This window comes from Hyphomicrobium sp. MC8b, assembly GCF_905067615.1.
GTDB lineage: Bacteria > Pseudomonadota > Alphaproteobacteria > Rhizobiales > Hyphomicrobiaceae > Hyphomicrobium_B.
Window position 1 is genome coordinate 981,782 of record NZ_LR898465.1, and the last position, 21,607, is coordinate 1,003,388.

Sequence of the window (21,607 nt, forward strand, 5' to 3'; positions counted from 1 at the left end):
CGGCAAGACGACTAATCTCTGTCGTCGAGGCGGCCGATGCCGCTCAGTGCCGCGATGTTGCAAATGACCTGTTGGCCTCGACGCTCGATGGCGCCTTCCTGTTCGAGCATGCCCAACGCGGCGTTGACCTTCGGACGGCTGGCGCCGACGAGCAGGGCGAGCTCGCTTTGTGAAATTGGGAGGGCAAGCGAAACTTTCTCGGCTTTTCCGGCCGGGTCCTTCTGGCGAACAGATGCAAGGAAAAAGCGCGCAAGCCGGGCTTCGATCGGGTGCAGGGCGATTGCTTCCAGTTGCTCATCGGCATCGCGCAGACGGCCAGCGAGAAAACGCACCGCGGCCTCGCCGACGGAGGGCTGGGTACCGAGCAGCCGGACGAATGCGGCTTTCGACAGCATCAACGTTTCGACCTTGTTGACGGCGGTCGCGTCGGCGGAGCGGGGAAGGCCGTCGAAGACCGCCAACTCGCCGAAGATCGAAGGGGCCTCGACATGCGCAAAAGATAGTTCGCGGCCATCGGACGTCAGGACCGAAAGCCGGACGCGGCCCTTGGTGACGATGTGAAGCTCTAAACCGGCCTGACCGCGCGAAAAAATGATCTGGCCGGGCTCGTAGGCGGAGTCACGAAGCTCTGCCGCGACAGCCTTTCGGCTCGATTCGTCGAGCGTGCCGAAAAGCGGCGTCCTGGCAAGTACGTCGGCGGGGTCTGGTTTCAGAGCCATTGCGGCCATCAAATCTGGGAAAGATCAGGCTATTCATGCCCTGTTTTGGTGCCGCCTGCAACGCATGGGCTGGGGCTTGCAAAGGCTGGGACGACGGCCGCATTGTTCGCCTCTTGTGTGTCGCCTTTATTCTATCGCCTGTGGTCACGGTTATGATAACGACGCTCATGAGCAGTTTATTGCCCGTCTTTGCCCGGTCCGGCGTGCCCGGACGAGAAACGCTGCGGCGCACGCTGTCGCGCGAGCGATCGGAGACGAACGCCGCTATTGAGCGGCCGCAGCTTGTGCTCGCCAGCGCCAGTCCTCGCCGGGTTACGCTTCTGGCTCAGGTCGGGGTGAATCCGGATGCACTGCGTCCCGCCTCTATCGATGAGACGCCGAAGCGTGGAGAAATGCCGCGTGCCCTGGTGTCCCGGCTGGCCCGCGCCAAGGCGGAAGTGGCACGCGCGCAAATCGCCAACGATCCGGAGCTTGCAGGCGCCTACATCCTGGCCGCCGATACGGTCGTTGCGATGGGTCGCAAGATCCTGATGAAGCCGGCGCACATCGAAGAGGCGATGGCGTCGCTACAACTGCTTTCGGGCCGGACACATAAGGTCCAGACCTGCATTTGCCTGATTACGCCGGACGATCGCGTCCGGACGAAGATTGTCGATACGCGGGTGCGCTTCCGCTACATCAACAAGGCGGAGCTTGAATCCTACATCGCCTCGCGTGAATGGCGCGGCAAAGCCGGCGGATACGCCATTCAGGGCTTGGCCGGCTGCTTCGTGCAGCGGCTGATCGGCTCTTATACGAACGTGGTCGGACTGCCCTTGACGGAAGTCGTGGGGCTTCTCAATTCCGAGAAGTTCCCGATCCAGTACAACTGGCTGAAATACGCCGAAGTCGACCGCGATTGAGTTTCGTTATGTCCGCTGCCAAGTCCGGAGCGAAGCCGCTCAAGTGCCCGATCTGCGGCAAGGAGGCTGCCGAGGCCTATCGGCCGTTCTGCTCTAAGCGCTGTGCCGATATCGACCTCGCGCGGTGGTTTACGGGCGGTTATGCCATTGCCGGACGGGACGAAGACGAGGGCGACAACGCGACGCCGCCCGAGAACGGCAAGCGTTCGGGGGACGAAGACGAGGGGGTATAAAAAAGCCTTGCGAGAGGCGCTTGCATACCGCCAATCGCCCCCCTATAAGGACCGCCTACTTCGTTCGGGGCTCTGCGCCGCGGAGGCAGGCCCAGGTAGCTCAGTTGGTAGAGCATGCGACTGAAAATCGCAGTGTCGGCAGTTCAATTCTGCCCCTGGGCACCATTGCCCAACGTATTCTTTGAAGTCCCTCGCTAAAATTCGTTCAGCAGAACACGGCCTCAATCCGGAAAATCTGGCGTCCTTGTACGGACGGCGCGGAGTGCTCGCGACGGCCGCATAAACGCATGGGTGTGCCTGTCGTTGATCATTCATTGTAACGGCGGAGCAGAGGCTGTTAGGCTTTGCCTTCTCCGTGAAGTGCAGTGCGCCCCTCCGCTACACTTTCGCGATCGGCCGCGTGTCGGCGTTCACAAATGAAATCCAGTACGTCCGGGTATTCGACCGGAGATGGAGAGATTTATGAACGACGCCTTCGTTGACGCGCATCTCGGGCAATTTTCCGATAGGTCGTCCGTCGACCGGCGCCGGTTTTTTCTTGGCGCTACGGGGTTCACAGCGGCAGGGATGCTGGGTGCAAAAAACGCGAGCGCGGCCGCACAGGCAGTATCCGCGCCGGAACAGCCGAGACTAAGTTTTCTGCATGGCGGCAGTGGGCCATCCCGTTATCATCCCTCGTTCGTGAAGGACGTCGGTCTACTCACCGACCTCAACGCCACGAACCAAGGAGGGGCGTGGTGGAACTTCGATACGTACATTACGCCAGTCGAAGAATTCTACATTCGCAACGAATATCCGACCCCACGTGCGGAGATCGATCAGCGCGTCGATCCGCGATTCTGGCGTCTCAAAATCCATGGCGACGCGATAGAGCGGCCGCTTGAACTCACTTACGATGACATCCTCAGGATGCCGTCGCGGTCGATCGTCAGCGTCATGCAGTGTGCGGGGAATGGCCGGTCCCTGTTTTGGGAACAGCAGGACATGCTTTCGTCGCCAACCGAGGTATCAGGAAACGGCTGGGGGCTTGGCGGCGTAGGACAGGCGGAATGGCAGTACGTTCCGATGAGCGAGATTCTCGGTCGTGTCGGCCTGAAGGCCAATGCCAAGAGCGTGCTTTTCTGGTCGGGAGTCGACGGCAAGGCGCCGAACTCTCAATCCGATACCGGCAGACCGCTTCCAATCAGTGAACTGATCGAGCGCGGCGAGGACATCGGTTTGGCCTTCAAGATGAACGGCATGCCGTTGCCACCGGATCACGGCGCTCCAGTCCGGGCTCTCGTGCCGGGCTGGTGTGGCGGCGCATCCACGAAATGGCTAACCGAAATCAAGATTGCGTCGCACGATTTCTGGGTGCGGTTGAACACAATTGGCCACTCCATGGTTGGGCCAGACTATCCGCCGCCGAAACCGTCCAGCGACGACGAGTTTAGATTCGTCACGCCGAAGAACGTCATCGGTGTTCCGGTGACGTGGCATACATCCCGGTCCATGCTTGCAATACCATTGGTGCTCGCCAAGCAACCCCAAATGCCATCCAACTATCCGCTTAATCGCGGTGAACTGCCCGTCCTGCCGTCGGGGCCACAGACCTTGCGGGGCTATGCTTGGGCGCCGCACTGGGGCGTGAAACGCGTCGATGTGCGTGTCAACGGCGGCCAATGGGAGCCAGCACGGATCATCGATCATCAGCCTAACCGCTATACCTGGGTGAGGTTCGAAATTCCGTTGTCGCCTCTACCGGGAACATATCTCATCGAAACGTGCGTGGTCGATAGGCGGGGCGATCGCCAACCTGCGCGGGTGCCCTATAATGCGGGCGGCTATGATTTTTCCGCCATTCCCAAATTCTTCGTTCGATTTTCGTGAGATTTTCGGATGCAGAGAGGTTCACTGCGATTGGCGTGCAGCTATCTCCGTGAGCGAAGCTCTGTTCAGACCAGGACGTGAGACGTCCGGGTTTGCTGCTCTTCTGTTGTTGTCCTGCACAGCGCGCATATACGCCCACAGATAGGGCTCATAATTTCTTGCGAAGGACGCTCCGACCCGAGGATTGAGTTCGAAAATCATCGGCGTCTCATCTTTGAGCTTAAAGTTAAAGCATGCGCATCCGGTGTAAGAGAGGTCTGCGAAAATGCTGGCAAGCTCCGAGGGTATGTACCCGCCTAAGTCTTCAACGCAGAACGGATGGTTTTGCGCCGACTTTGTGTAAGTATCACTGTTGAACAGATATTTGTATGTTTTCACGTAAACCAGACGGCCGGCGACGCAGATCGCGTGCGTAGCATATTCCTCGGCACCTGGAACGTACTCTTGAAAATAGAAGTCGGGATCGTGGATCCTATCTGTCTCTGACCTCTTCGTGATGATGCGGGTATGGATTCCGTACTCATCGACGCGTCGCTTTTGAATGAAGGGCAATTCCAATTCGCTTGGTGAGCCTACGCGTGGAATGCAGTTTGCGTATCCACACTCCATCATCAGCGCGTTGAAGACGATCTTATCGTCTATAGCTTTCGCGATGTGTTCTTCCGGGAAGATGCATTTGTGCCGAACCTGCGGGCAATCTCGCAGTATGGCGTAGTCTTCCATTGAGAATGGCAATATGAAATCGAATTCCGATTCCCGCACAGTGTCTCGACTGAATTCTTTTTCCAGGAATGTGATTTTCGGCCGTGTCCCGATCGGCTCGGGCGCCGCGACAGTGCGGGCACGTTTCCAAAAGTGCTTTTTCTTTTTTGGGGGCGGTGCTGTCAGGCGAGCATGCTTAGTCGTGAGAATTTCTCGCCAATCGCGTCGGCCGCCCAGCAATATTGTCGGCATCGCTTACTCCGAAAAATATAACGATCCGAATACGCTGGCATATGCCTTATGGGCTAGTCTATCTGTGTAGAGATAAATGTTCGCGTTGGGAGATTTGTCTCGTTCAATTGGGAAAATACGCACAGCCGTTGCGGGATTTTCTCTCTGAAGCTGGCAGATTAGACATCTGCGGCGCGATTAACTCATGAACTGATGACGCTGCGATCGGTGATGGCGCGCTCTCGGCCGGCGCACATCCTGCCTGCAATATTCAGGCTAACTGACCGGAGTTTTCAACGTTGCATTAAACAAAAAAAGAAAAACCCGCCGGGAGGAGCGGCGGGTTTTTTAGGGCAAGCGAGGGTCTGCTATCGTTAGTGGTTAGTGAGGGATCTGCTCGTACTGAAGGCGGACGAGCGAGTCATCGTGACCGCGCGAGGCCGAGGCATCAACATCCGGCTGAGCCGAGTTACCGTACTGCTGCAGCTGCTGCTGGACGATCGATGCGTCTGAACCGTTTTCTGCACCCGAGTAGCTCGGGACGCCGCGATCGCTGATCTGCTGGTTCACGATTTCCGGAAGCGATTCAGCGTTTGCGGGGGCACCGTAAAGAGCGAACGCACCGGCAACAACTGCGAGGGAAAGAATCTTGTGCATTGACATAGCCATTACTCCCAAAGAGCTTTGATTTATTTTCCGCTGCTTTCGGGTCTCGTTGGCTCGTGAGCAGCTGACCGACAATTTGGTCCGCTCACGTTTCTTTCGCTATCGCACAAAGGTTCGTAAAACGGCGACGTTGGGATGAGTGCAGGAGACAATCGTTTCTGAACGCTATACGTAAGTATATTGCGCCAACCGCAACGCGTGCGGATTATCTATGCGATGCGGCCTGAACGGGCGCTGATGCCTTCAAATTCAGATTTCCAATTTTAGAATTTAGCAGCTGGCGATCATCGATCCGGTTTCTTGGTCTGATCGCCGTTCGTGCTAATCCGCAATCACCGCGGCGATTGTGAAAGAAGGTTGCCTTTTGCCCCACTACGTTCGTCGCACTTCGGATCGGCGGCGTGGTCAATGGTCTCCGCTGATGATTGCTTTGCATCTCGATTGGAGCGTGTCTCATGAACGAAATCTCCCGCAGAAATATTCTCGCGATCGCGGCGGCGACCGGCACGTTGGCATCTTCAGCGGCGGCGCGTGCTGCGACGTTTGGAAATCCCGATCAGCCGGCTGAAGGTGCAATCAACGCCAATCCTGGTGGGCTGTCGGACCCAGGTCCCAAGAACCCGGTCATCAATAGTCAGTTTCCGTCTTTCGAAAGTCCGCCGCCCACGGATGTCGGCGGCATGCCGCTCTTCTGGGGATCGTTCAACAATGCGCAGAAGCGCATCCAGAATGGTGGATGGGCTCGGCAGTTAACGCAGGCCGACTTCGCTATTTCTGAGGCGGTGTCGGGCGTGAATATGCGGCTTGGGCCGGGCGGCGTTCGCGAGATGCACTGGCACTTGGCAGCCGAGTGGGCGATCATGACGAACGGCCGCTGCCGCGTGACCGTTCTTGATCCGGAGGGTCATGCCTACGTTGATGACGTTGGACCGGGCGATCTTTGGTATTTTCCGGCGGGCTTCCCGCACTCGCTTCAGGGCCTTGGTCCTGACGGGGCGGAGTTCGTGCTGGTTTTCGACGAAGGCCGGCAATCGGAATACAGCACGCTGCTGGTCACTGATTGGCTTGCGCATACGCCACCCGATATCTTGGCCGCAAATTTTGGCGTGCCGAAAGATGTCTTCAAGAATATTCCGCTGCAGGATCTCTGGATATTCCAGGGCAAGGAGCCGGGGCCGCTCGCTGCCGATCAAGCGGCTGTCGCGTCGGGCGGGACGCCACCCAATCCGTTCACCTTTAAGCTCGGATCTTCGAAGCCGGTCAAAGCCAATCCTTCGGGCGAACTGCGCATGGCCGACAGCTCGATCTTCAAAGCCTCAAAGACGATCGCTGCGGCGATGGAGGTTTTGAAGCCGGGCGCCGTGCGTGAAATGCACTGGCATCCGAACGCAGACGAGTGGCAGTACTGGATGGAAGGCGAGGGCCGGATGACTGTGTTCGATGCCGGACCGCATGCCGTTACGGCTGACTTTAGGCCGGGGGACGTTGGCTACGTCAAGAAGAGCCAAGGGCATGTGATTCAGAACGTCGGCAAGACCGACCTCAAGTTTGTGGCTGTCTTCAAAGTCCCCGACTATCAGGAGATCAGCCTTTCCGATTGGCTGACCCATACGCCGCCGTCTCTTGTGGCGCAGCACCTCAACATCGATGTTGCCGACATCGCGAAATTCCCAAGTGACGCGCCGGGAATCGTACCGGGCAAGGTGCCGGGGTAGTTCCCGGCATCGGCGCAGAACCATCACAATAAATCATTGGACTATGGCCGCCCCGGCGTACAAGACCACGGCGGCCATGGTTTCTTCTGGTTTAAACATGTCTCGAATCTTTGCGGCGCTCATCGCGGGCGCTATCGCGATTACGCTAAATTCGCTGCTGCTGCGCGCTGCCGACCTCATTTCGCTGGCGACGGCGCATGGCGGATTGCTCCGGCTGCTCCAGATAACGACCGGCATTCACTTGCCCGCGACGGCTGCATTCCGATGGGAATTTCACGCGGCCGTCGGCATGGCGATGGCTATCGTTTATGCGTTCGTTCTGGAGCCCTCCCTTCCAGGGGCTTCCGTTATGAAGGGGCTTCTCTATGCCTTTGCCGTATGGGTGCTCAACGCCGCGGTGGTGCTGCCGCTCACGGGCGAAGGGTTCGCTGGGTCGCGGCATCTGACGGTTGCGGGCATGGCTTGGTTTGCCGCGGCGCATACCGCATTTTTCGTCTGCCTTGCGCTGCTCTATGCGCGCCTTTTCAGCAACGCGCCTGCCAGGGGCACGAGCGGGCGGCGGGGGAGACTTATGGTCGATGGCGGCTAAAGTCGGCGTTTTTAACGTGACACAAATCAAACGTGCATAAATTCGTTCTGTTATGGAATTTTTATCCGCGCCGCGTGATGCTGGGTCTTGAGACTGTGCTGGCGCGCGGCATATTTGGAGAGGCCGCATAGTCAGCGCCAAATGTTTCGGTCCCCGTTCCTGCAAGGAACGGTCGGTCCAGTGAGTAGCAAGGCCGTGTACCCGTGAGACGTGTCGTCTATCCAATATTGGCTATTGTAGCGGTCATTCCGGCCGCCGGACGAGCTGACGCTATTGCGGATTGTAACGACGGTGCCAATCTGGCCCGGCAAATTCGCGGTTGCACGAAAGTGATCGGGCGCACGATGCTCGGCGATCCGCTGTCCACGGCTTACATGAACCGCGGCATTGCCTACGCCCAGCAGCATCAGCTGAAGAAAGCTATAGCGGATTTTACGTCATCGATCGACGCCAACGCGGCCAACAATTTCGCGTATTACAATCGCGGCAACGTGTATCTCGATCTAGGCAAGCCTGATCGGGCGATTACCGATTATTCGCGGGCGATCGAGTTGGCGCCCGACATGTCTCCCGCATTTCTGAATCGAGGGCTCGCCAACGAGATGATCGGCGACCGGACAGCCAGCATATCCGACTTCCGCGCGGCCTTGGCGCTGGAGCCGACGCTTTATGCAGCGGCGGAAGGCTTAAAACGTCTGGGCGCCGATGCAAATGGCCCTTCGCAGGCAGGCGCCCAGCCCGGCGAATAGGCTAACGCATTGCTATCGCGTAACTTTCTCGCTGTTACAAACAATTACAAACCGTTACGCCAGCCGCATATGTGCCGAACGAACGGTCGCTAGAACTCCTGACACACCGCAGACAGTCGGCATTGCAGGAGGTTGGACATGCTGGGCGCTTCTCAGGTCATCGGAGCTAATTCCCACGGGGCACACATTGCGGCCTCCGCTGCCAGTTCTTCAAGCGACAGTTCTGCAGATCGTTTTGAGCGTGGGACGATCCGGCGTATCGAAGCCAAAGAGCATGTTTTCTGCGATGGCGATCCGCGGACCCATGTTTTCCGCATCGAAGAAGGTGTCATCGCGCTTTCTAAGTTGCTCGGTGATGGCCGGCGGCAGATCATCGAATTTGCATATCCCGGCGATTACATCGGGCTCGGGACGCTGCGCGAGCACATTTTCGATGCTCAGGCGACGTGCCCGGCGAAAGTGCGGTGCCTGTCGGCGGCCGCCCTGGAACAGGAAGCTGCCCGCGATGCTGGGTTGGCACTGAGGCTCTACAAGGCCGTCTCGGCCGAGCTCGCGGCTGCTCGCAGCCTGCTCGTGTCGGTCGGGCAGCAGAGCGCGATGGAGCGGTTGGCGGGCTTCCTCCTCGGCCTTTCTGCCCGGGCCTCTGATGGCGAAGAGAACGTCGTCAAGCTTCCGATGCGCCGTTCCGACATTGCGGATCTCTTGGGTCTCACGATCGAGACGGTCAGCCGGACGATCACGAAGCTGCGCACCATGCACGTCATTGACGTCGTCCGCGGTACGGAAGTTCACATCCTGGACGGCGACCGTTTAGCCGAACTTGCAGGTCAGTGAGGCGTCAGGTTTCCCGAGACTCCGCTGGTGGCGCGCTCAAGGCGGTGGAGTTGTCCAGCTTGGCCGGTGTTTCCGCGGCCTTGCTGCGGGGCGATTTGAGGCTGTGAATGAGGGATCCCAGCAGCGGCAGCAAGACTGAGCTGATCAATACCTCGCTGGCAGGATAGATATAGGCACTAGGCCCTATGGCCGGGCTTCCGACGTTTTTCTCGAGGGCCGAGACAGTGGATCTCCGCATTTCCTGGGCGACGGCATATTCGCGTCCAGGGCGCTGAAGCATCGCGATGATCGCGACGAGGCTTGCCAGAAGACAGCCGATGACGCCAACCAATGCTGCGGCGCCGATGCGGCCGACGCTCTCTTCCAGCAGCCAATAGAGTGCTAAGCCCATAATCGCGAGCCCCAGGACGGCAAGAATGCCGGCGAGGCCATAGAGAACGCCCTTCCTCAACGCATATCGGATGTAGCTGTCCGCAACGACGGCGTCAGCAGTCGCCAGTTTATCGAGGTCGCGGGCAAGACTTGGCAGGTCCACGAGGTGTCCGTGCAGATGTGAGGGTTACGTTGTGCCCCTGGATATATCAGAACGGTTTATAATAGGCGAACGGACGCGAAGCGTCAGTTCGACGAGAACGCTGCTCAGTTCTTCACTTTCCGGTTTGTCTTCCGGTTCATGTACCAATCGGACAGCGTTTCCCAGAACGCGGCGACGGCGACGACGATCGTAATCAGAAATAGTGCAACGACCATCTGGATGACGTCGAAGTTGACGGCGTCTTCGGCGACGAACCAGCCTGCGATGGCCGCTGCCACGAACATCACCGGGCGAAGAAGAAGGTTCACCATCTCGAAGGCCTCCAAGACCAGCATTTTCCAGCACTTCTTATAACATGGCTCGAGGACCCAGTGCTTGATTCCGGTCAAGATATTTGCCCGATATTGTTAAGGTTCCGGTGACAGGGAAGGGCTCTTGCACCGGGGCGACGCGGGTCTTAAGGACATGGGCGACCGCGTATCGGACAGCCGGGGCGGGCCTTCTCAAACTCAATTGCCGGAACTCATCGCGTGGCCGTCAAAGTCGCTGCCTTCTATAAATTTGTATTGATCGACGATCCGTCGGCGCTTCAAACGTCGCTTCGCGAAGTGTGTGCGGCGCAGGAGATCAAGGGCACCATTCTCGTTGCTAGTGAAGGGATCAACGGCACCGTCTCGGGTGCAAACGACGCGATCGATACGCTGTTTGCGGCGGTCAGAGCGGACGCGCGCTTTTCCGATCTCGTCGTCAAATTTTCAGAGACGGCGGAGCATCCGTTCCAGCGCCTTAAAGTAAAGATCAAACGCGAGATCGTCACCTTCGGCGTACCGGGGACAGAGCCGGGCGCCATAACCGGCGAACTCGTCGAACCGGAAGATTGGAATGCTTTGATTTCTGATCCCGACGTGATCGTCATCGACACGCGTAACGACTACGAATTCGATGTCGGAACGTTCCAAGGCGCGCACAATCCGCAGACGCGATCCTTCACTGAATTTCCCGACTACGTGCGCCGCACATTGTCAAATAACCGCTCACAGAAGATTGCGATGTTCTGCACGGGCGGCATCCGATGCGAAAAAGCAAGTTCGTACATGCTTCAGGAAGGCTTCACGAACGTCTACCAATTGCACGGCGGAATCCTGCGGTATCTCGAACAGATTGCACCCGATGAGAGTCTGTGGCGCGGCGAGTGCTTTGTCTTCGATGAGCGCGTTGCGCTGGAACACGGCGTGCGCCCCGGGCAACATACGCTCTGTTTGAAATGTGGATCTCCGATCAAGCGTGCAAGCGAAGGAAATAGCGATCTTTGCGAACGCTGTCGCGATGCGGTCGGTGGCGAAGGCGCGTGAAGTACCTACGTAGAGACGGCGGGAACATCAGGTAATAGGCCGTTTTTGCTGTCTAAAATTTAAGGATATCAAACTTGACCCCTTGGGCTCTTGGCGTCATTCAGCGTTTTCGACTAACGCGCCTTTACCTCACCCAAGGGGACTTCAATGACGGACCTGATCGAAGCCGTCGGACTTGAGAAACAGTTTGGCGAGATCAAAGCCGTTGATGGCATATCGCTCAAAGTTGCAAAGGGCGAAGTTCTAGGATTTCTCGGACCGAACGGCGCCGGTAAGTCCACGACGATGAAGATGATCACCGGCTTTCTCGAACCGGATGCCGGACGGGCCGCAATCTGCGGCGTCGACGTTTTCGAAAATCCGAAAAAAGCCAAAGCACTGTTCGGTTACGTACCGGAAGGGGCGCCGTCATACGCCGAAATGACGCCGCGCAGTTTTCTCACATTTATCGCGGAAATTCGCGGTTATCGCGGTGTGGAGCTTACGACCCGTATCAATCGCGCGGTCGAGCGTGCGGGTCTCGGTACCGTTTTCGATCAGGTGATCGACACGCTGTCGAAAGGATATAAACGGCGCGTCGGCCTCGCGCAGGCCATTTTGCATGATCCGCCCGTGCTGATCATGGACGAGCCGACGGACGGTCTCGATCCGAATCAAAAGCATCACGTCCGCGAGCTGATCAGCGATATGTCTTCGGACAAGGCGATCATCATCTCGACTCATATTCTCGAAGAGGTCGAGGCCGTCTGCTCGCGGGCGATCGTCATCAATCGGGGACACATCGTCGCCGACGGTACGGCCGACGATCTGATGCAGCGGATGCATTATCACGGCGCGGTGTCGCTCAAGGTCATTGCCGAGCGCGGGGACGCTGCGATCAAAGTGCTGTCGAGCGCGAGCAGTGTTGCGAAGGTCGAGACGCTCGGTAAGCCGAACGGCCATTTTCTGCTTCGCGCGATCCCGAAGCAGAAGGAGATGGCCGCGGCCGAGGTGGCGGCGCTGCTTCGCGCGCAGAACATTCCGGTCGATGAGCTTTATGTCGAGCGCGGTCGCCTCGACGATGTCTTCCGACAGATCACCATGCCTGAAGACGGAGGCTCGAATGGTTGAGACTTTCGATAACGCTTGGATTATTGCCAAGCGTGAACTTCGCGGATATTTCGCGACGCCGCTGGCGCTCGTGTTTCTGACGGTCTTCGTAGCTCTGACCGGTGCGCTGACGTTCTATGTCGGCAATTTCTTCGAGCGCGGGCAAGCCGATCTGTTTCCGTTCTTCGCCTATCATCCGTGGCTTTATCTGCTGCTCGTGCCTGCGGTGGCGATGCGGCTTTGGGCGGAAGAGCGCAAGACCGGCACCATCGAACTTTTGATGACTTTGCCGATTACGCCGCTTGAAGCGATCCTCGGCAAATTTCTTGCGGCATGGGCGTTTATCGGCCTCGCGCTGGTGTTGACGTTTCCGATCTGGATTACGGTCAACATTCTTGGTGATCCGGACAATGGTGTCATTCTAACGAGCTACATCGGCAGCTTTCTGATGGCAGGTGCGTTTCTGGCGATCGGTTCGTTCGTTTCGACGCTGACGAAGAACCAAGTCATCGCCTTTATCGTCGCGTCGCTCATCTGCTTCCTGTTCACGATGAGCGGCTTGGAGATGGTGCAGAGCGGGTTGAGGGCTTGGACGCCGGCGTTCTTCGCGTCTGCCGTTTCGTCGATGAGTTTCCTTTCGCATTTCGAGCAGATCACGCGTGGTGTTCTCGATTTGCCGACACTCATCTTCTTCTTCTCGATGATCGTTTTCTGGCTGTTCGCGACGGTGATCGCGATCGACCAGAAGAAAGCGCAGTGAGGTTTGGCCATGTCGAACGGGTTTGGACCCGTCGCCGGCGCATTCAAAGCGACGGTGGCTTATTTCTCGTCATTCAAGAGATCGACGCTTGCCTGGGGCGGATTGGCGCTTGGCGCTGTTATTCTACTGTCGGTCAACCTTTCCTCGACGATCGGTCTCAAGGCGTGGAGCGCCGACCTTACCCAAGATCGACTATTCACGATTTCGGACGGCACGCGTCAGATCCTGAAGTCGATCGACGAGCCGATCACGGCGCGGCTCTATTTTTCGAAAAACCTTGCCGACGCCTCGCCTGATATCGTGCGCTATTTCGATCGTGTACGTGAGTTGTTCGAGCGCTATCGCGATATCTCGGGCGGCAAGCTGCAGCTTACTATCCTTGATCCCGAACCGTTCTCTGATGCGGAAGACAAAGCTGTCGAAGGGGGCCTTAGAGGGCTTCGCCTCAATGCGGATGGCGACGTTGGATATTTCGGCCTCGTCGCGACAAACGCGACGGATAATCAGCAGGTCATTCCGTTCTTCGATCCGAGCCGCGAGTCGTATCTCGAATATGATGTCACGAAGCTTATTTACTCGCTTGCCAATCCGAAAAAGCGCACCGTCGGCTTGATGACGTCGCTGCCTCTCGACGGCGGCAAGTCGCCGATGCGGCAGCAACAGACGCAGCCGTGGCTGATGATGGGGCAGATCCGCGAGTTCTTCGACGTCAAACCCATCGACCAGGATGTGAAGGAAATTCCGGCAGGTCTGGACGTATTGATGGTGGCGCAGCCGACGAAGCTGACGCCGGATGCCGCTTACGCCATCGATCAATACGCGCTGAAAGGCGGCAAAGTCTTGATCTTTACCGATCCGGTTTCGGATACGGCGGAGATGCAACTTCTGCAGAACCAGGGCAATGGCGAGAAGGAGTTGACGAAACTTCTCGCTGGCTGGGGTGTAAACTACGACGGATCGAAGGTTGCGACGGACATCAAGCACGCGAGGCGCGTACAGTTCCAAAACCCACAGACGGGGCAGCCTGCGGTCACCGACTTTGTCGCGTGGCTTGGGCTCGACAGATCAAGCATCAATCCGAAAGACGTGCTGTCGGCGGGCATTGATCAGATCAACGTCGCGTCGGCAGGCTTCTTGAGCAAGAAAGACGGCGCGGCGGTCGATTTTTCGCCCATTCTGGAGACGAGCGACAGCGCCGAGGCCGTCAACGTGAAGGATGTCGGCTATGGCGCCGATCCGCTTGCTCTGTTGCGCAATTACGTTTCCGGCGGTCACAAGCTCGTGCTTGCAGCGCGCCTTTCGGGCGACGTGATGTCGGCGTTCCCGGACGGTCCGCCAAAAGCCGCGGATGCAGCGGCCAAGAAAGACGAGAAAGACAAGTCTGCTGGTAAAGCCGGTACTTCAACGGCGGATGCGGCGAAAAAGGATGCAGTACCCGCCGGGGCTTCGGACACCGCCAAAAGCGACCAAGTCAAATCGGGCAAGATCAATGTCATCGTCGTCGCCGATACGGACATTCTGGCGGATCAGTTCTGGGTGAACAACAGCCTCGGGCAGGACGTCGCCATTCCAACGGCGCACAACGCTGCGTTTGTTGTCGGGGCGCTTGAAAATCTTTCCGGCAGTAATGCGCTCATCGCGCTGCGCGGGCGCGGCGTCAAAGACCGGCCGTTCACGCTGGTCGAAGATCTGCGCCGGGGCGCAGAGCAGAAATTCCGCGCGAAGGAAGAAGCGCTGGAAGACAAGCTGAAGACTACGCAAGCGGAGCTGCAGAAAATTCAAGCCTCGGGGAATGGCGGCAGCGCGATCCTTTCCGATAAGGAACAGGAGACCGTCGAGAAGTTCCGCGGCGAGATGGTCGATACGCGGCGTGAACTCCGCAACGTCAAACTCGCGCTTCGCCAGGACATTGATAACCTCGGCGGCTGGCTGAAGTTCGCGAACATCGCTCTCGTGCCGTTGATGCTCGGCATGGCGGCAGTCGGCGTGTCGTGGCGACGGACACGCCAGCGCCACAAGACACCGAAGAACGAACGCTGAGGAGGACGCGCGATGAAGCCCAAGACCTTCGTAGCTCTGCTCGGTGCAGCTATTCTTTCGCTGGCGGTTGCGGTGACGGCATTCGTGTCGTCGCGGCCTTGGTCGCCGACCGCCATCATCCACGGCGAAGCGGCACTGCCGGCGCTCACTCCAGCGGAAAATAAAGTCGCGGTGATCGAAGTCGAGCAAGGCGGCAATACGATCAAGCTTGCGCTGAAGGACGGCAAGTGGGTGGTCGCGAGCCAGCAAGATTATCCGGCGAATGTCGAAGCCGTCCGCAAGCTGCTGCTCAGTGCGTCGGAAGCATCGCTCGTCGAACGTAAGACGGCGAAGAAGGATATGCTGCCTATTCTCGGTCTCGGCGATCCGAAAACAAGCTCGTCGCGGCTGATCCGGTTTCTCGATGCGAGCGGACACGCCATTGGCGAGATCGTGGCCGGCAATAGTAAGGCGGATGCGTTCGGAACCAACAAGAACGGCACATATGTTCGCAAGCCGGGGACCGATCAGAGCTGGCTCGCAGACCGGCCGATCGATGCGTCAGCCAAGCTCAGCGATTGGGTGAAGACGCGCGTCGTTGATATTCCGACGAATTCGATCAAGACGGCGTCGATCGAAGTTGCAGGGCAACCGGCTTATCAGATCGATTCGGAGAAGGACGGTTCGCATAAGCTGGCGCAGATGCCGGCCGGCAAGAAGCTGAAGTATGTGAACTCGGTCGATGAGATCATCGAGTCCGCAAGTTATGTCGACTTCCAAGGTGTGCGTAAGGCGGACAAATCCGAGACGCTGCCGGACGCTGGGAAGGTGTCCTACGAAACCGACAAGGGCTTAAAAATTCAACTCGACGTCAAGTCGGACGGCAAGCAGGCCTGGGTCATTGTCACGCCTTCAGGCACTGGCGACGCTAAGAAGCAGGCCGATGATATCGCGGCGCTGACGACCGGTTGGGAATTTAAGATTCCGGTGGCGAAGGTGTCGGGCCTGCTTAAGAAACAAGACGATCTGTTGGAAAATACAGGGTCATAACGCCGTAACGCCGCAGGTTTCGGGCCGGAAAGCCGAGCGCTTGCGCGGCGGGCGTCGAATGGTGCTATAGGTCGGGATTGCCGCAACGGCATTTCCGACCGAACGCATTTATTCACCATGACCAACCGCAAGACCAGCGACCACAATCAGCAGCAGGACGGCCGGGCTTCGCTCGAGCAACTCGTCCGCTGGCGCCGCGATGTCCGCCGTTTCCGGCCGGACCCGGTTCCTGACGAGCTGATCGACCGCCTTCTGCGCCTTGCGGATCTGGCGCCGTCGGTCGGTAACAGCCAGCCGTGGCGCATCGTCAACGTGCGTTCGGCCGAGACGCGCTCAACCATCATCAAGAATTTCCAAGTGGCACGGGACCGGTCGGCGGAAGCCTACGTCGGGGATCAGGCCGATCTTTATAACCGGCTCAAGCTCTCCGGCTTTGATGCCGCGCCGGTGCATCTCGCGGTGTTTTGCGACAGGAGCGCTTTGCAAGGCCACGGTCTCGGCCGGCAGACGATGCCCGAGACGCTCGATCATTCGTGTGCGTGCATGGTGACGGTGCTGTGGCTTGCGGCACGCGAGGCGGGGCTTGGGCTGGGCTGGGTGTCGATCATCGATCCGGCGGAGGTTTCAAAGGCGCTCGATGCACCTGCCGACTGGAAGCTCGTCGGCTATCTTCTGCTCGGCTGGCCGGAGGAAGAGCATCTCGATCCGGAGCTGCAACGTTACGGTTGGCAGCCGCGCACGCCGTTCGAGACCCGCTATTTTGAAGCCGGATCGATAGCGGAGCGGGCCAGCGTGCAAGCTGACGAGCCAAAGGCATCCGGCGTGCCAATGGGAACGGTTACATTGGTTGGGGCCGGCCCGGGCGATCCGGAGCTTTTGACGTTGAAGGCGCTGAAGGCGCTGCAATCGGCCGATGCCGTGCTGTTCGACGATCTTGTGGCCAAGCCGATCCTCGAATTCGTCCGGCCCGGCGCGCGGATGATCGACGTCGGCAAGCGCGGCTATCGTACATCCTGCAAGCAGCCGGACATCAACGCGACGATGGTTTCACTGGCGCGCGAGGGTCTCAAGGTGGTCCGCCTCAAATCCGGCGATCCGCTGATTTTCGGCCGCGCGGGCGAGGAGATCGAGGCCTGCCGCAGCGTGGGCATTCCGATCAGCATCGTGCCGGGGGTGACGTCGGCGCAGGGTGCGGCCGCCAGCCTCAAAGTTTCGCTGACGAACCGTGATCACGCGCGGCGGCTGCAGTTCATCACGGCGCATGATCGTCGCGGACATCTGCCGGAAGACATCGATTGGAGCGCGGTTGCCGACAGCGCGGCGACGACGGTCATCTACATGCCCAAGCGCACGCTTGCGGAGCTGACCGACGTGGCACTGGTGCACGGCCTGGATCCCAATACGCCGACGATTGCGGTTGCGAATGCGACGCGACCGGACGAGCAGGTTTTCATAGCGACAGTCGCGACGATCGCGGCTGAGCTTCATGCGGCGCATCCGGACGGTCCGGTGCTTGTGATGGTTGGAGAAGCGCTGCGTTACGCGGCTATTCGCGATGTCTCGGAGCAGGCCGATGCTATCGTTGCGGCGCTGGATGCCATGCCGGGGCAGTCATGATGACGTGGCGTGCTCTGTACGTCCTGCCCGCATAGCCGCCCGTGACAGCCGCACAAACGCTCTTCGTCCTTGTCGGCGCTCTCGCGCTTGAGGCCACGTTCGGATATCCGGACTGGCTTTATCAGCGTATTGGGCATCCCGTATCTTGGATCGGGCGATTCATTTCCTTTCTCGATAAAAAGCTCAATCGGGAAACCGACAGCTCGCAAGTCAGGCGCAACAAGGGCGTGCTGGCGCTCGGCATTCTTATCGTCATTACCGGTGTCATCGCCTGGGCGTTGGAGCAGTTTTTCGATCACGTTGCCTTTGGGGCATTCTTCATTGCGCTCTTGGCGTCGATGCTGATTGCAAGCCGGAGCCTTTACACGCACGTCGAAGACGTGGCGCGGGCCCTCGATCAATATGGTTTGGACGATGCGCGGCAAGCGGTCGGTCGTATTGTCGGGCGCAATCCGAAGACGCTCGATGCGCACGGCGTGGCGCGTGCAGCTATTGAAAGCCTTGCTGAAAATGCCTCCGACGGCATCGTGGCGCCGGTGTTCTGGTTTGCGATCTTGGGGCTGCCGGGCCTTGTCGTTTATAAGGCCATCAACACGGCTGACAGCATGATCGGCCATCGGACGCCGCGACATGAGGCGTTTGGGTGGGCTTCGGCGCGTCTGGACGATTTCGTCAATCTGCCTGCTTCGCGATTGACAGCCCTGCTGCTGGCGCTGGCGAGCATCTTCACGCCGGGCGCGTCGGTGGCGGGAACGCTCGAAGCTGTGGCGCGCGATGCATCGAAGCATCGTTCGCCGAACGCGGGCTGGCCGGAGAGCGCGCTCGCGGGCGCACTCGGGCTGAAGCTCAACGGTCCGAAGGTCTACGGCGAGACGCGCGTTGATGATGCCTACATGGGCGACGGCAAGCGCGACGCGACAGCAGAAGATATTCGCGCTGCGCTTCGGCTGACGACGACGGCTTGGGGCATCATGGTCGGCAGCCTGCTGCTCATCGCCATCATCTTGCCAGGCTGAGGAGTTCTTCGATTGCGATGTGTTGGGCGAGATGCTCGGCAAAGCGATCGAGGATGGCGTCGATTTCTGTATCGTAGCTGAGCGCAGATGTTTCCATGCCCAAAGAGGCCAGAAAGGTCCGGCGTGCAGCGTCCGACGTAAATAGGCCGTGAATGTAGCATCCCGAGACGCGGCCGTCTGGCGAGGTGGCGCCGTCGCGGTGGCCGTCGGGGAAGGTTACCATGGGGCGCGCGGTGTCTGGCCCAGTCGTCTTGCCGACGTGCATTTCATAGCCTTCAAACGGCGCTATGGAACCCGTAAGCGTGCCGGAAACGCGCTCTAGCGTTTTCTCGGGGCCGAACTCGGTTTCGATATCGAGAAGGCCGAGGCCATCGACGGCGCGCGGCGGGCCTTCGATGCCATTCGGATCGGCGATGCGTTTCCCAAGCATCTGATAGCCACCACACAGCCCGAGCACACGGCCGCCGCGGCGAACATGCGCTTTGATGTCGATGTCCCAGCCTGCGGCGCGCAAGGCTGTTAGGTCATCAATGGTTGTCTTCGAGCCCGGCAGTAGAACGAGATCGGCGTGTACCGGAATCGGCTGACCGGGTTCGATCAGTTCGACGATGACGCCAGGTTCGTTGCGTAGCGGATCGAGGTCGTCGAAATTCGAGATGCGCGGCAGCAACGGCACAGCGATGCTCAGTTTCGTTTCACCGCCGGACCTCGATGTTTTCATAAGATCGCGCAATCCGAGCGCGTCTTCAGCGGGAAGCTTGTGAGCATCGGGGAAGAACGGCACGAGGCCGAGCGGCGTCCAGCCAGACAGATTGGCGATTGCCGTCATGCCATCGGCGAAGAGCGTCGAGTCGCCGCGCATCTTGTTGATGATGAAGCCGCGCACCATGGCCGCGTCGTCGGGATCGAGGACGTGGCGTGTGCCGACGACGCTGGCGATGACGCCGCCGCGATCGATGTCGCCGATCAGTACGACCGGAACGTCGGCGGCGCGTGCGAAGCCGAGATTGGCGATGTCGTTGGCGCGGAGATTGATCTCGGATGCACTGCCTGCCCCTTCGACGAGAACGAGATCAGCGTTCGCTCTGAGGTGCGCGAAGCTGTCGAGAACGGCCGGCAGAAGCTCTTTCTTTTTTGATTGAAAATCGCGCGCTTTCGCCGAGCCGCACATTTTGCCTTGCACGACGATCTGCGCGCCGGTTTCGGTCTCGGGCTTCAGCAGCACCGGGTTCATGTGCACGGATGGCGCAACGCGCGCGGCTCGCGCTTGCAATGCCTGGGCGCGGCCGATTTCGCCGCCGTCGGCCGTGACCGCGGCATTATTCGACATGTTCTGGGGCTTGAACGGAACGACGCGAACCCCGCGGTTGGAGAAAAAACGGCAAAGCCCGGCGACGATCAGCGATTTGCCAACGTCGGAGCCGGTGCCTGAGAACATCAACGCGCGCGCAGGCATCAGAATTCGATGCCTTCCTGAGCTTTGATGCCGGCGGCGAAATGGTGCTTCACGGCGCCCATTTCCGTCACACCATCCGCGAGCGCAATCAATTCCGGCTTGGCATTGCGGCCTGTGACGACGACATGAAGATTGGGCCGCCGCTTGCGGAGCGTTTCGAGCAAGTCATCGAGCGGCAGATAATCGTAACGCAGTGCGATGTTGAGTTCGTCGAGAATGAGCAGACGAATGGATGGATCGTCCATCAGTTCTTTTGCCTTCGCCCAGGCGCGCGTGGCAGCGGCAATGTCGCGGGCCTTGTCTTGCGTTTCCCAGGTGAAGCCTTCGCCCATCGTGTGCCAGGAGATCTGATCGCCGAAGCGTTCCAGCGCATCGCGTTCGCCGGTCTTCCACGCGCCTTTGATGAACTGGACGACGCCGACGCGCCAGCCGTGCCCGAGCGCGCGCAGCACGAGGCCGAACGCGGCCGTCGATTTGCCTTTGCCGGGGCCGGTGTGGACGAGCAGCACACCTTTTTCGATCTGTTTCGAGGCGACCTCGGCATCTTGCACGGCTTTGCGCTTAGCCATCTTGGCTTTGTGACGCTCGGCGTCGTCGACCGTGGTGGGATTGTTGCTCACGGCTCAGCCTTTCAATGTCAGCGGCAGTCCGGCGGCGACGAAAATGACCTTGTCGGCGGCGGCTGCGATCTTCTGATTGAGGCGGCCGGCTTCGTCGCGAAAGGCGCGGGCGAGCGCGTTGTCCGGCACGATACCGAGGCCGACCTCATTCGAGACCATCACACAGGGCGCGACGCGTTTTGCGACGGCGGCCAGCAATGCGTCGCTTGCCTCCGGAACGGGGCGGTTGGCGTGCATCAGATTGGAGGTCCAGAGCGTCAGGCAATCGACCAGAGAGGGAAGCTCTGCAACGCGGCTGGCCAGCACGTCGGCGATTTCGAGGGGCGATTCGTGATCGACCCAGCCCGCGCCGCGGCGGCTCTTGTGGTGCTTGATGCGGCTGTGCATTTCGTCGTCGAACGCTTCCGCCGTGGCGACGTAAGCCCAAGGCCCCGGAATGCCTGTCAAAAGGCGCTCCGCGTAGGCGCTTTTGCCCGACCGGGCGCCGCCGAGGACGAGGGTCAGCGGCGGGAGGTGAGAATTGGTCATTATGGGCCTTTCGGGCCGGCCGCAGAGGCATGCTTGGCGATTGACGTAAGTTATGGGCTCACTTATCGATTGAGACGACGGTCCCTCGCAAGAGGGTTCAAAAGGGAATGCGGTATTTACTCCGCAGCTGCCCCCGCAACTGTGAGCGGTGAGCATGGGCGAAGACACCACTGGGCACTTGTCCGGGAAGGTCGCTCGATGCCAAGACCCGCGAGCCAGGAGACCTGCCGTCGCCCGAAGCTTCCAACTCATCGCCGGTGGGGCGAGAAAGGTTAAGATGCACGTCAGATCATCCGGCGCACCGCGGTGCGCGTCTGCCCAGTCTTCCAAAAATTCGGTCGGTATGGAGGCGGGAC

22 protein-coding genes, 1 tRNA gene and 1 riboswitch are annotated in these 21,607 nt (G+C 59.2%); of the genes, 15 read left to right on the forward strand and 8 right to left on the reverse strand.

Going from position 1 to position 21,607, the window contains the following annotated elements; translation table 11 throughout:
• Positions 1–11: 11 nt before the first annotated feature.
• Positions 12–719, reverse strand: coding sequence for a Crp/Fnr family transcriptional regulator (locus ACLB1Z_RS04755; RefSeq protein WP_024275376.1), 708 nt, complete (start codon positions 717–719; stop codon positions 12–14).
• A 167-nt stretch (positions 720–886) separates the two neighbouring features.
• Between ACLB1Z_RS04755 and ACLB1Z_RS04760 the strand changes: the two genes are divergently transcribed.
• The 4 genes from ACLB1Z_RS04760 to ACLB1Z_RS04775 all read left to right on the forward strand — a co-directional run bounded on the left by ACLB1Z_RS04760 (position 887) and on the right by ACLB1Z_RS04775 (position 3,723).
• Positions 887–1,621, forward strand: coding sequence for a Maf family nucleotide pyrophosphatase (locus tag ACLB1Z_RS04760; protein ID WP_409562280.1), 735 nt, complete (start codon positions 887–889; stop codon positions 1,619–1,621).
• 8 nt (positions 1,622–1,629) lie between these two features.
• Positions 1,630–1,854 (forward strand): DNA gyrase inhibitor YacG, encoded by a 225-nt coding sequence (locus ACLB1Z_RS04765; protein WP_013946310.1) that lies wholly within the window; start codon positions 1,630–1,632, stop codon positions 1,852–1,854.
• An 89-nt stretch (positions 1,855–1,943) separates the two neighbouring features.
• Positions 1,944–2,019: transfer RNA gene (locus ACLB1Z_RS04770), tRNA-Phe, on the forward strand.
• A gap of 297 nt (positions 2,020–2,316) precedes the next feature.
• Positions 2,317–3,723: a molybdopterin-dependent oxidoreductase gene (locus ACLB1Z_RS04775; RefSeq protein ID WP_409562281.1), complete on the forward strand. Its 1,407-nt coding sequence runs from the start codon at positions 2,317–2,319 to the stop codon at positions 3,721–3,723.
• Between the two features lie 21 nt (positions 3,724–3,744).
• Here the strand turns inward: ACLB1Z_RS04775 and ACLB1Z_RS04780 are convergent, their stop codons facing one another.
• Together ACLB1Z_RS04780 and ACLB1Z_RS04785 are read right to left on the reverse strand one after the other, a co-directional pair.
• A complete protein-coding gene (locus ACLB1Z_RS04780) occupies positions 3,745–4,677 on the reverse strand; it encodes a hypothetical protein (protein ID WP_409562282.1) in 933 nt (310 codons plus the stop codon).
• Positions 4,678–5,037: 360 nt separating this feature from the next.
• Positions 5,038–5,319, reverse strand: coding sequence for a hypothetical protein (locus tag ACLB1Z_RS04785; protein WP_409562283.1), 282 nt, complete (start codon positions 5,317–5,319; stop codon positions 5,038–5,040).
• 458 nt (positions 5,320–5,777) lie between these two features.
• Between ACLB1Z_RS04785 and ACLB1Z_RS04790 the strand changes: the two genes are divergently transcribed.
• From ACLB1Z_RS04790 to ACLB1Z_RS04805, 4 genes are all read left to right on the forward strand, one after another.
• The gene (locus ACLB1Z_RS04790) at positions 5,778–7,037 is read left to right on the forward strand and encodes a cupin domain-containing protein (RefSeq protein ID WP_409562284.1); all 1,260 of its coding nucleotides are present in this window, start codon (positions 5,778–5,780) and stop codon (positions 7,035–7,037) included.
• 97 nt (positions 7,038–7,134) lie between these two features.
• Complete coding sequence (locus ACLB1Z_RS04795; RefSeq protein ID WP_409562285.1) at positions 7,135–7,626, forward strand: hypothetical protein; 492 nt, start codon at positions 7,135–7,137, stop codon at positions 7,624–7,626.
• Between the two features lie 203 nt (positions 7,627–7,829).
• Entirely contained in the window at positions 7,830–8,375 is a 546-nt protein-coding gene (locus tag ACLB1Z_RS04800; RefSeq protein ID WP_409562286.1) for a tetratricopeptide repeat protein, read from the forward strand.
• 138 nt (positions 8,376–8,513) lie between these two features.
• Positions 8,514–9,209, forward strand: a complete 696-nt coding sequence (locus ACLB1Z_RS04805) for a Crp/Fnr family transcriptional regulator (RefSeq protein WP_409562287.1) — start codon at positions 8,514–8,516, stop codon at positions 9,207–9,209.
• A 4-nt stretch (positions 9,210–9,213) separates the two neighbouring features.
• Here ACLB1Z_RS04805 and ACLB1Z_RS04810 read toward each other — a convergent pair whose 3' ends face one another.
• Both ACLB1Z_RS04810 and ACLB1Z_RS04815 read right to left on the reverse strand, forming a co-directional pair.
• Positions 9,214–9,744 carry a hypothetical protein gene (locus tag ACLB1Z_RS04810; protein WP_409562288.1) on the reverse strand — a complete coding sequence of 177 codons (531 nt, stop codon included), beginning with the start codon at positions 9,742–9,744 and terminating at the stop codon, positions 9,214–9,216.
• Positions 9,745–9,848: 104 nt separating this feature from the next.
• Positions 9,849–10,079 carry a hypothetical protein gene (locus ACLB1Z_RS04815; protein ID WP_409562289.1) on the reverse strand — a complete coding sequence of 77 codons (231 nt, stop codon included), beginning with the start codon at positions 10,077–10,079 and terminating at the stop codon, positions 9,849–9,851.
• A 195-nt stretch (positions 10,080–10,274) separates the two neighbouring features.
• On the opposite strand from ACLB1Z_RS04815, the gene ACLB1Z_RS04820 reads away from it, so the two are divergent.
• The 7 genes from ACLB1Z_RS04820 (at position 10,275) to cbiB (ending at position 18,647) form a co-directional block, all read left to right on the forward strand.
• Positions 10,275–11,096 carry a rhodanese-related sulfurtransferase gene (locus tag ACLB1Z_RS04820; protein WP_409562290.1) on the forward strand — a complete coding sequence of 274 codons (822 nt, stop codon included), beginning with the start codon at positions 10,275–10,277 and terminating at the stop codon, positions 11,094–11,096.
• A 147-nt stretch (positions 11,097–11,243) separates the two neighbouring features.
• Positions 11,244–12,206, forward strand: a complete 963-nt coding sequence (locus ACLB1Z_RS04825) for an ABC transporter ATP-binding protein (RefSeq protein ID WP_409562291.1) — start codon at positions 11,244–11,246, stop codon at positions 12,204–12,206.
• Positions 12,199–12,945, forward strand: a complete 747-nt coding sequence (locus tag ACLB1Z_RS04830; RefSeq protein ID WP_013946322.1) for an ABC transporter permease subunit — start codon at positions 12,199–12,201, stop codon at positions 12,943–12,945. The genes ACLB1Z_RS04825 and ACLB1Z_RS04830 overlap by 8 nt, the downstream gene beginning before the upstream one ends.
• 9 nt (positions 12,946–12,954) lie before the next feature.
• Positions 12,955–14,985: a GldG family protein gene (locus ACLB1Z_RS04835; RefSeq protein WP_409562292.1), complete on the forward strand. Its 2,031-nt coding sequence runs from the start codon at positions 12,955–12,957 to the stop codon at positions 14,983–14,985.
• A gap of 12 nt (positions 14,986–14,997) precedes the next feature.
• Positions 14,998–16,014, forward strand: a complete 1,017-nt coding sequence (locus ACLB1Z_RS04840; RefSeq protein ID WP_409562293.1) for a DUF4340 domain-containing protein — start codon at positions 14,998–15,000, stop codon at positions 16,012–16,014.
• A gap of 117 nt (positions 16,015–16,131) precedes the next feature.
• Entirely contained in the window at positions 16,132–17,631 is a 1,500-nt protein-coding gene (gene cobA, locus ACLB1Z_RS04845) for a uroporphyrinogen-III C-methyltransferase (protein ID WP_409562294.1), read from the forward strand.
• Positions 17,632–17,672: 41 nt separating this feature from the next.
• Positions 17,673–18,647, forward strand: a complete 975-nt coding sequence (gene cbiB, locus ACLB1Z_RS04850; RefSeq protein WP_409562295.1) for an adenosylcobinamide-phosphate synthase CbiB — start codon at positions 17,673–17,675, stop codon at positions 18,645–18,647.
• On the opposite strand, the gene ACLB1Z_RS04855 is transcribed toward cbiB, so the two are convergent.
• Genes ACLB1Z_RS04855 through cobU form a run of 3 tightly spaced genes read right to left on the reverse strand, consistent with a single transcriptional unit; the run spans position 18,631 to position 21,251 of the window.
• The gene (locus tag ACLB1Z_RS04855) at positions 18,631–20,103 is read right to left on the reverse strand and encodes a cobyric acid synthase (protein ID WP_409562296.1); all 1,473 of its coding nucleotides are present in this window, start codon (positions 20,101–20,103) and stop codon (positions 18,631–18,633) included. The genes cbiB and ACLB1Z_RS04855 overlap by 17 nt on opposite strands.
• Positions 20,103–20,672: a cob(I)yrinic acid a,c-diamide adenosyltransferase gene (gene cobO / locus ACLB1Z_RS04860; RefSeq protein ID WP_409563227.1), complete on the reverse strand. Its 570-nt coding sequence runs from the start codon at positions 20,670–20,672 to the stop codon at positions 20,103–20,105. Before cobO ends, ACLB1Z_RS04855 begins: the two co-directional genes overlap by 1 nt.
• Before the next feature lie 54 nt (positions 20,673–20,726).
• On the reverse strand, positions 20,727–21,251 hold the full coding sequence (cobU, locus tag ACLB1Z_RS04865) for a bifunctional adenosylcobinamide kinase/adenosylcobinamide-phosphate guanylyltransferase (protein ID WP_409562297.1): 525 nt from the start codon (positions 21,249–21,251) through the stop codon (positions 20,727–20,729).
• A gap of 61 nt (positions 21,252–21,312) precedes the next feature.
• A riboswitch (cobalamin riboswitch) is annotated at positions 21,313–21,498 on the forward strand.
• Positions 21,499–21,607: the final 109 nt, after the last annotated feature.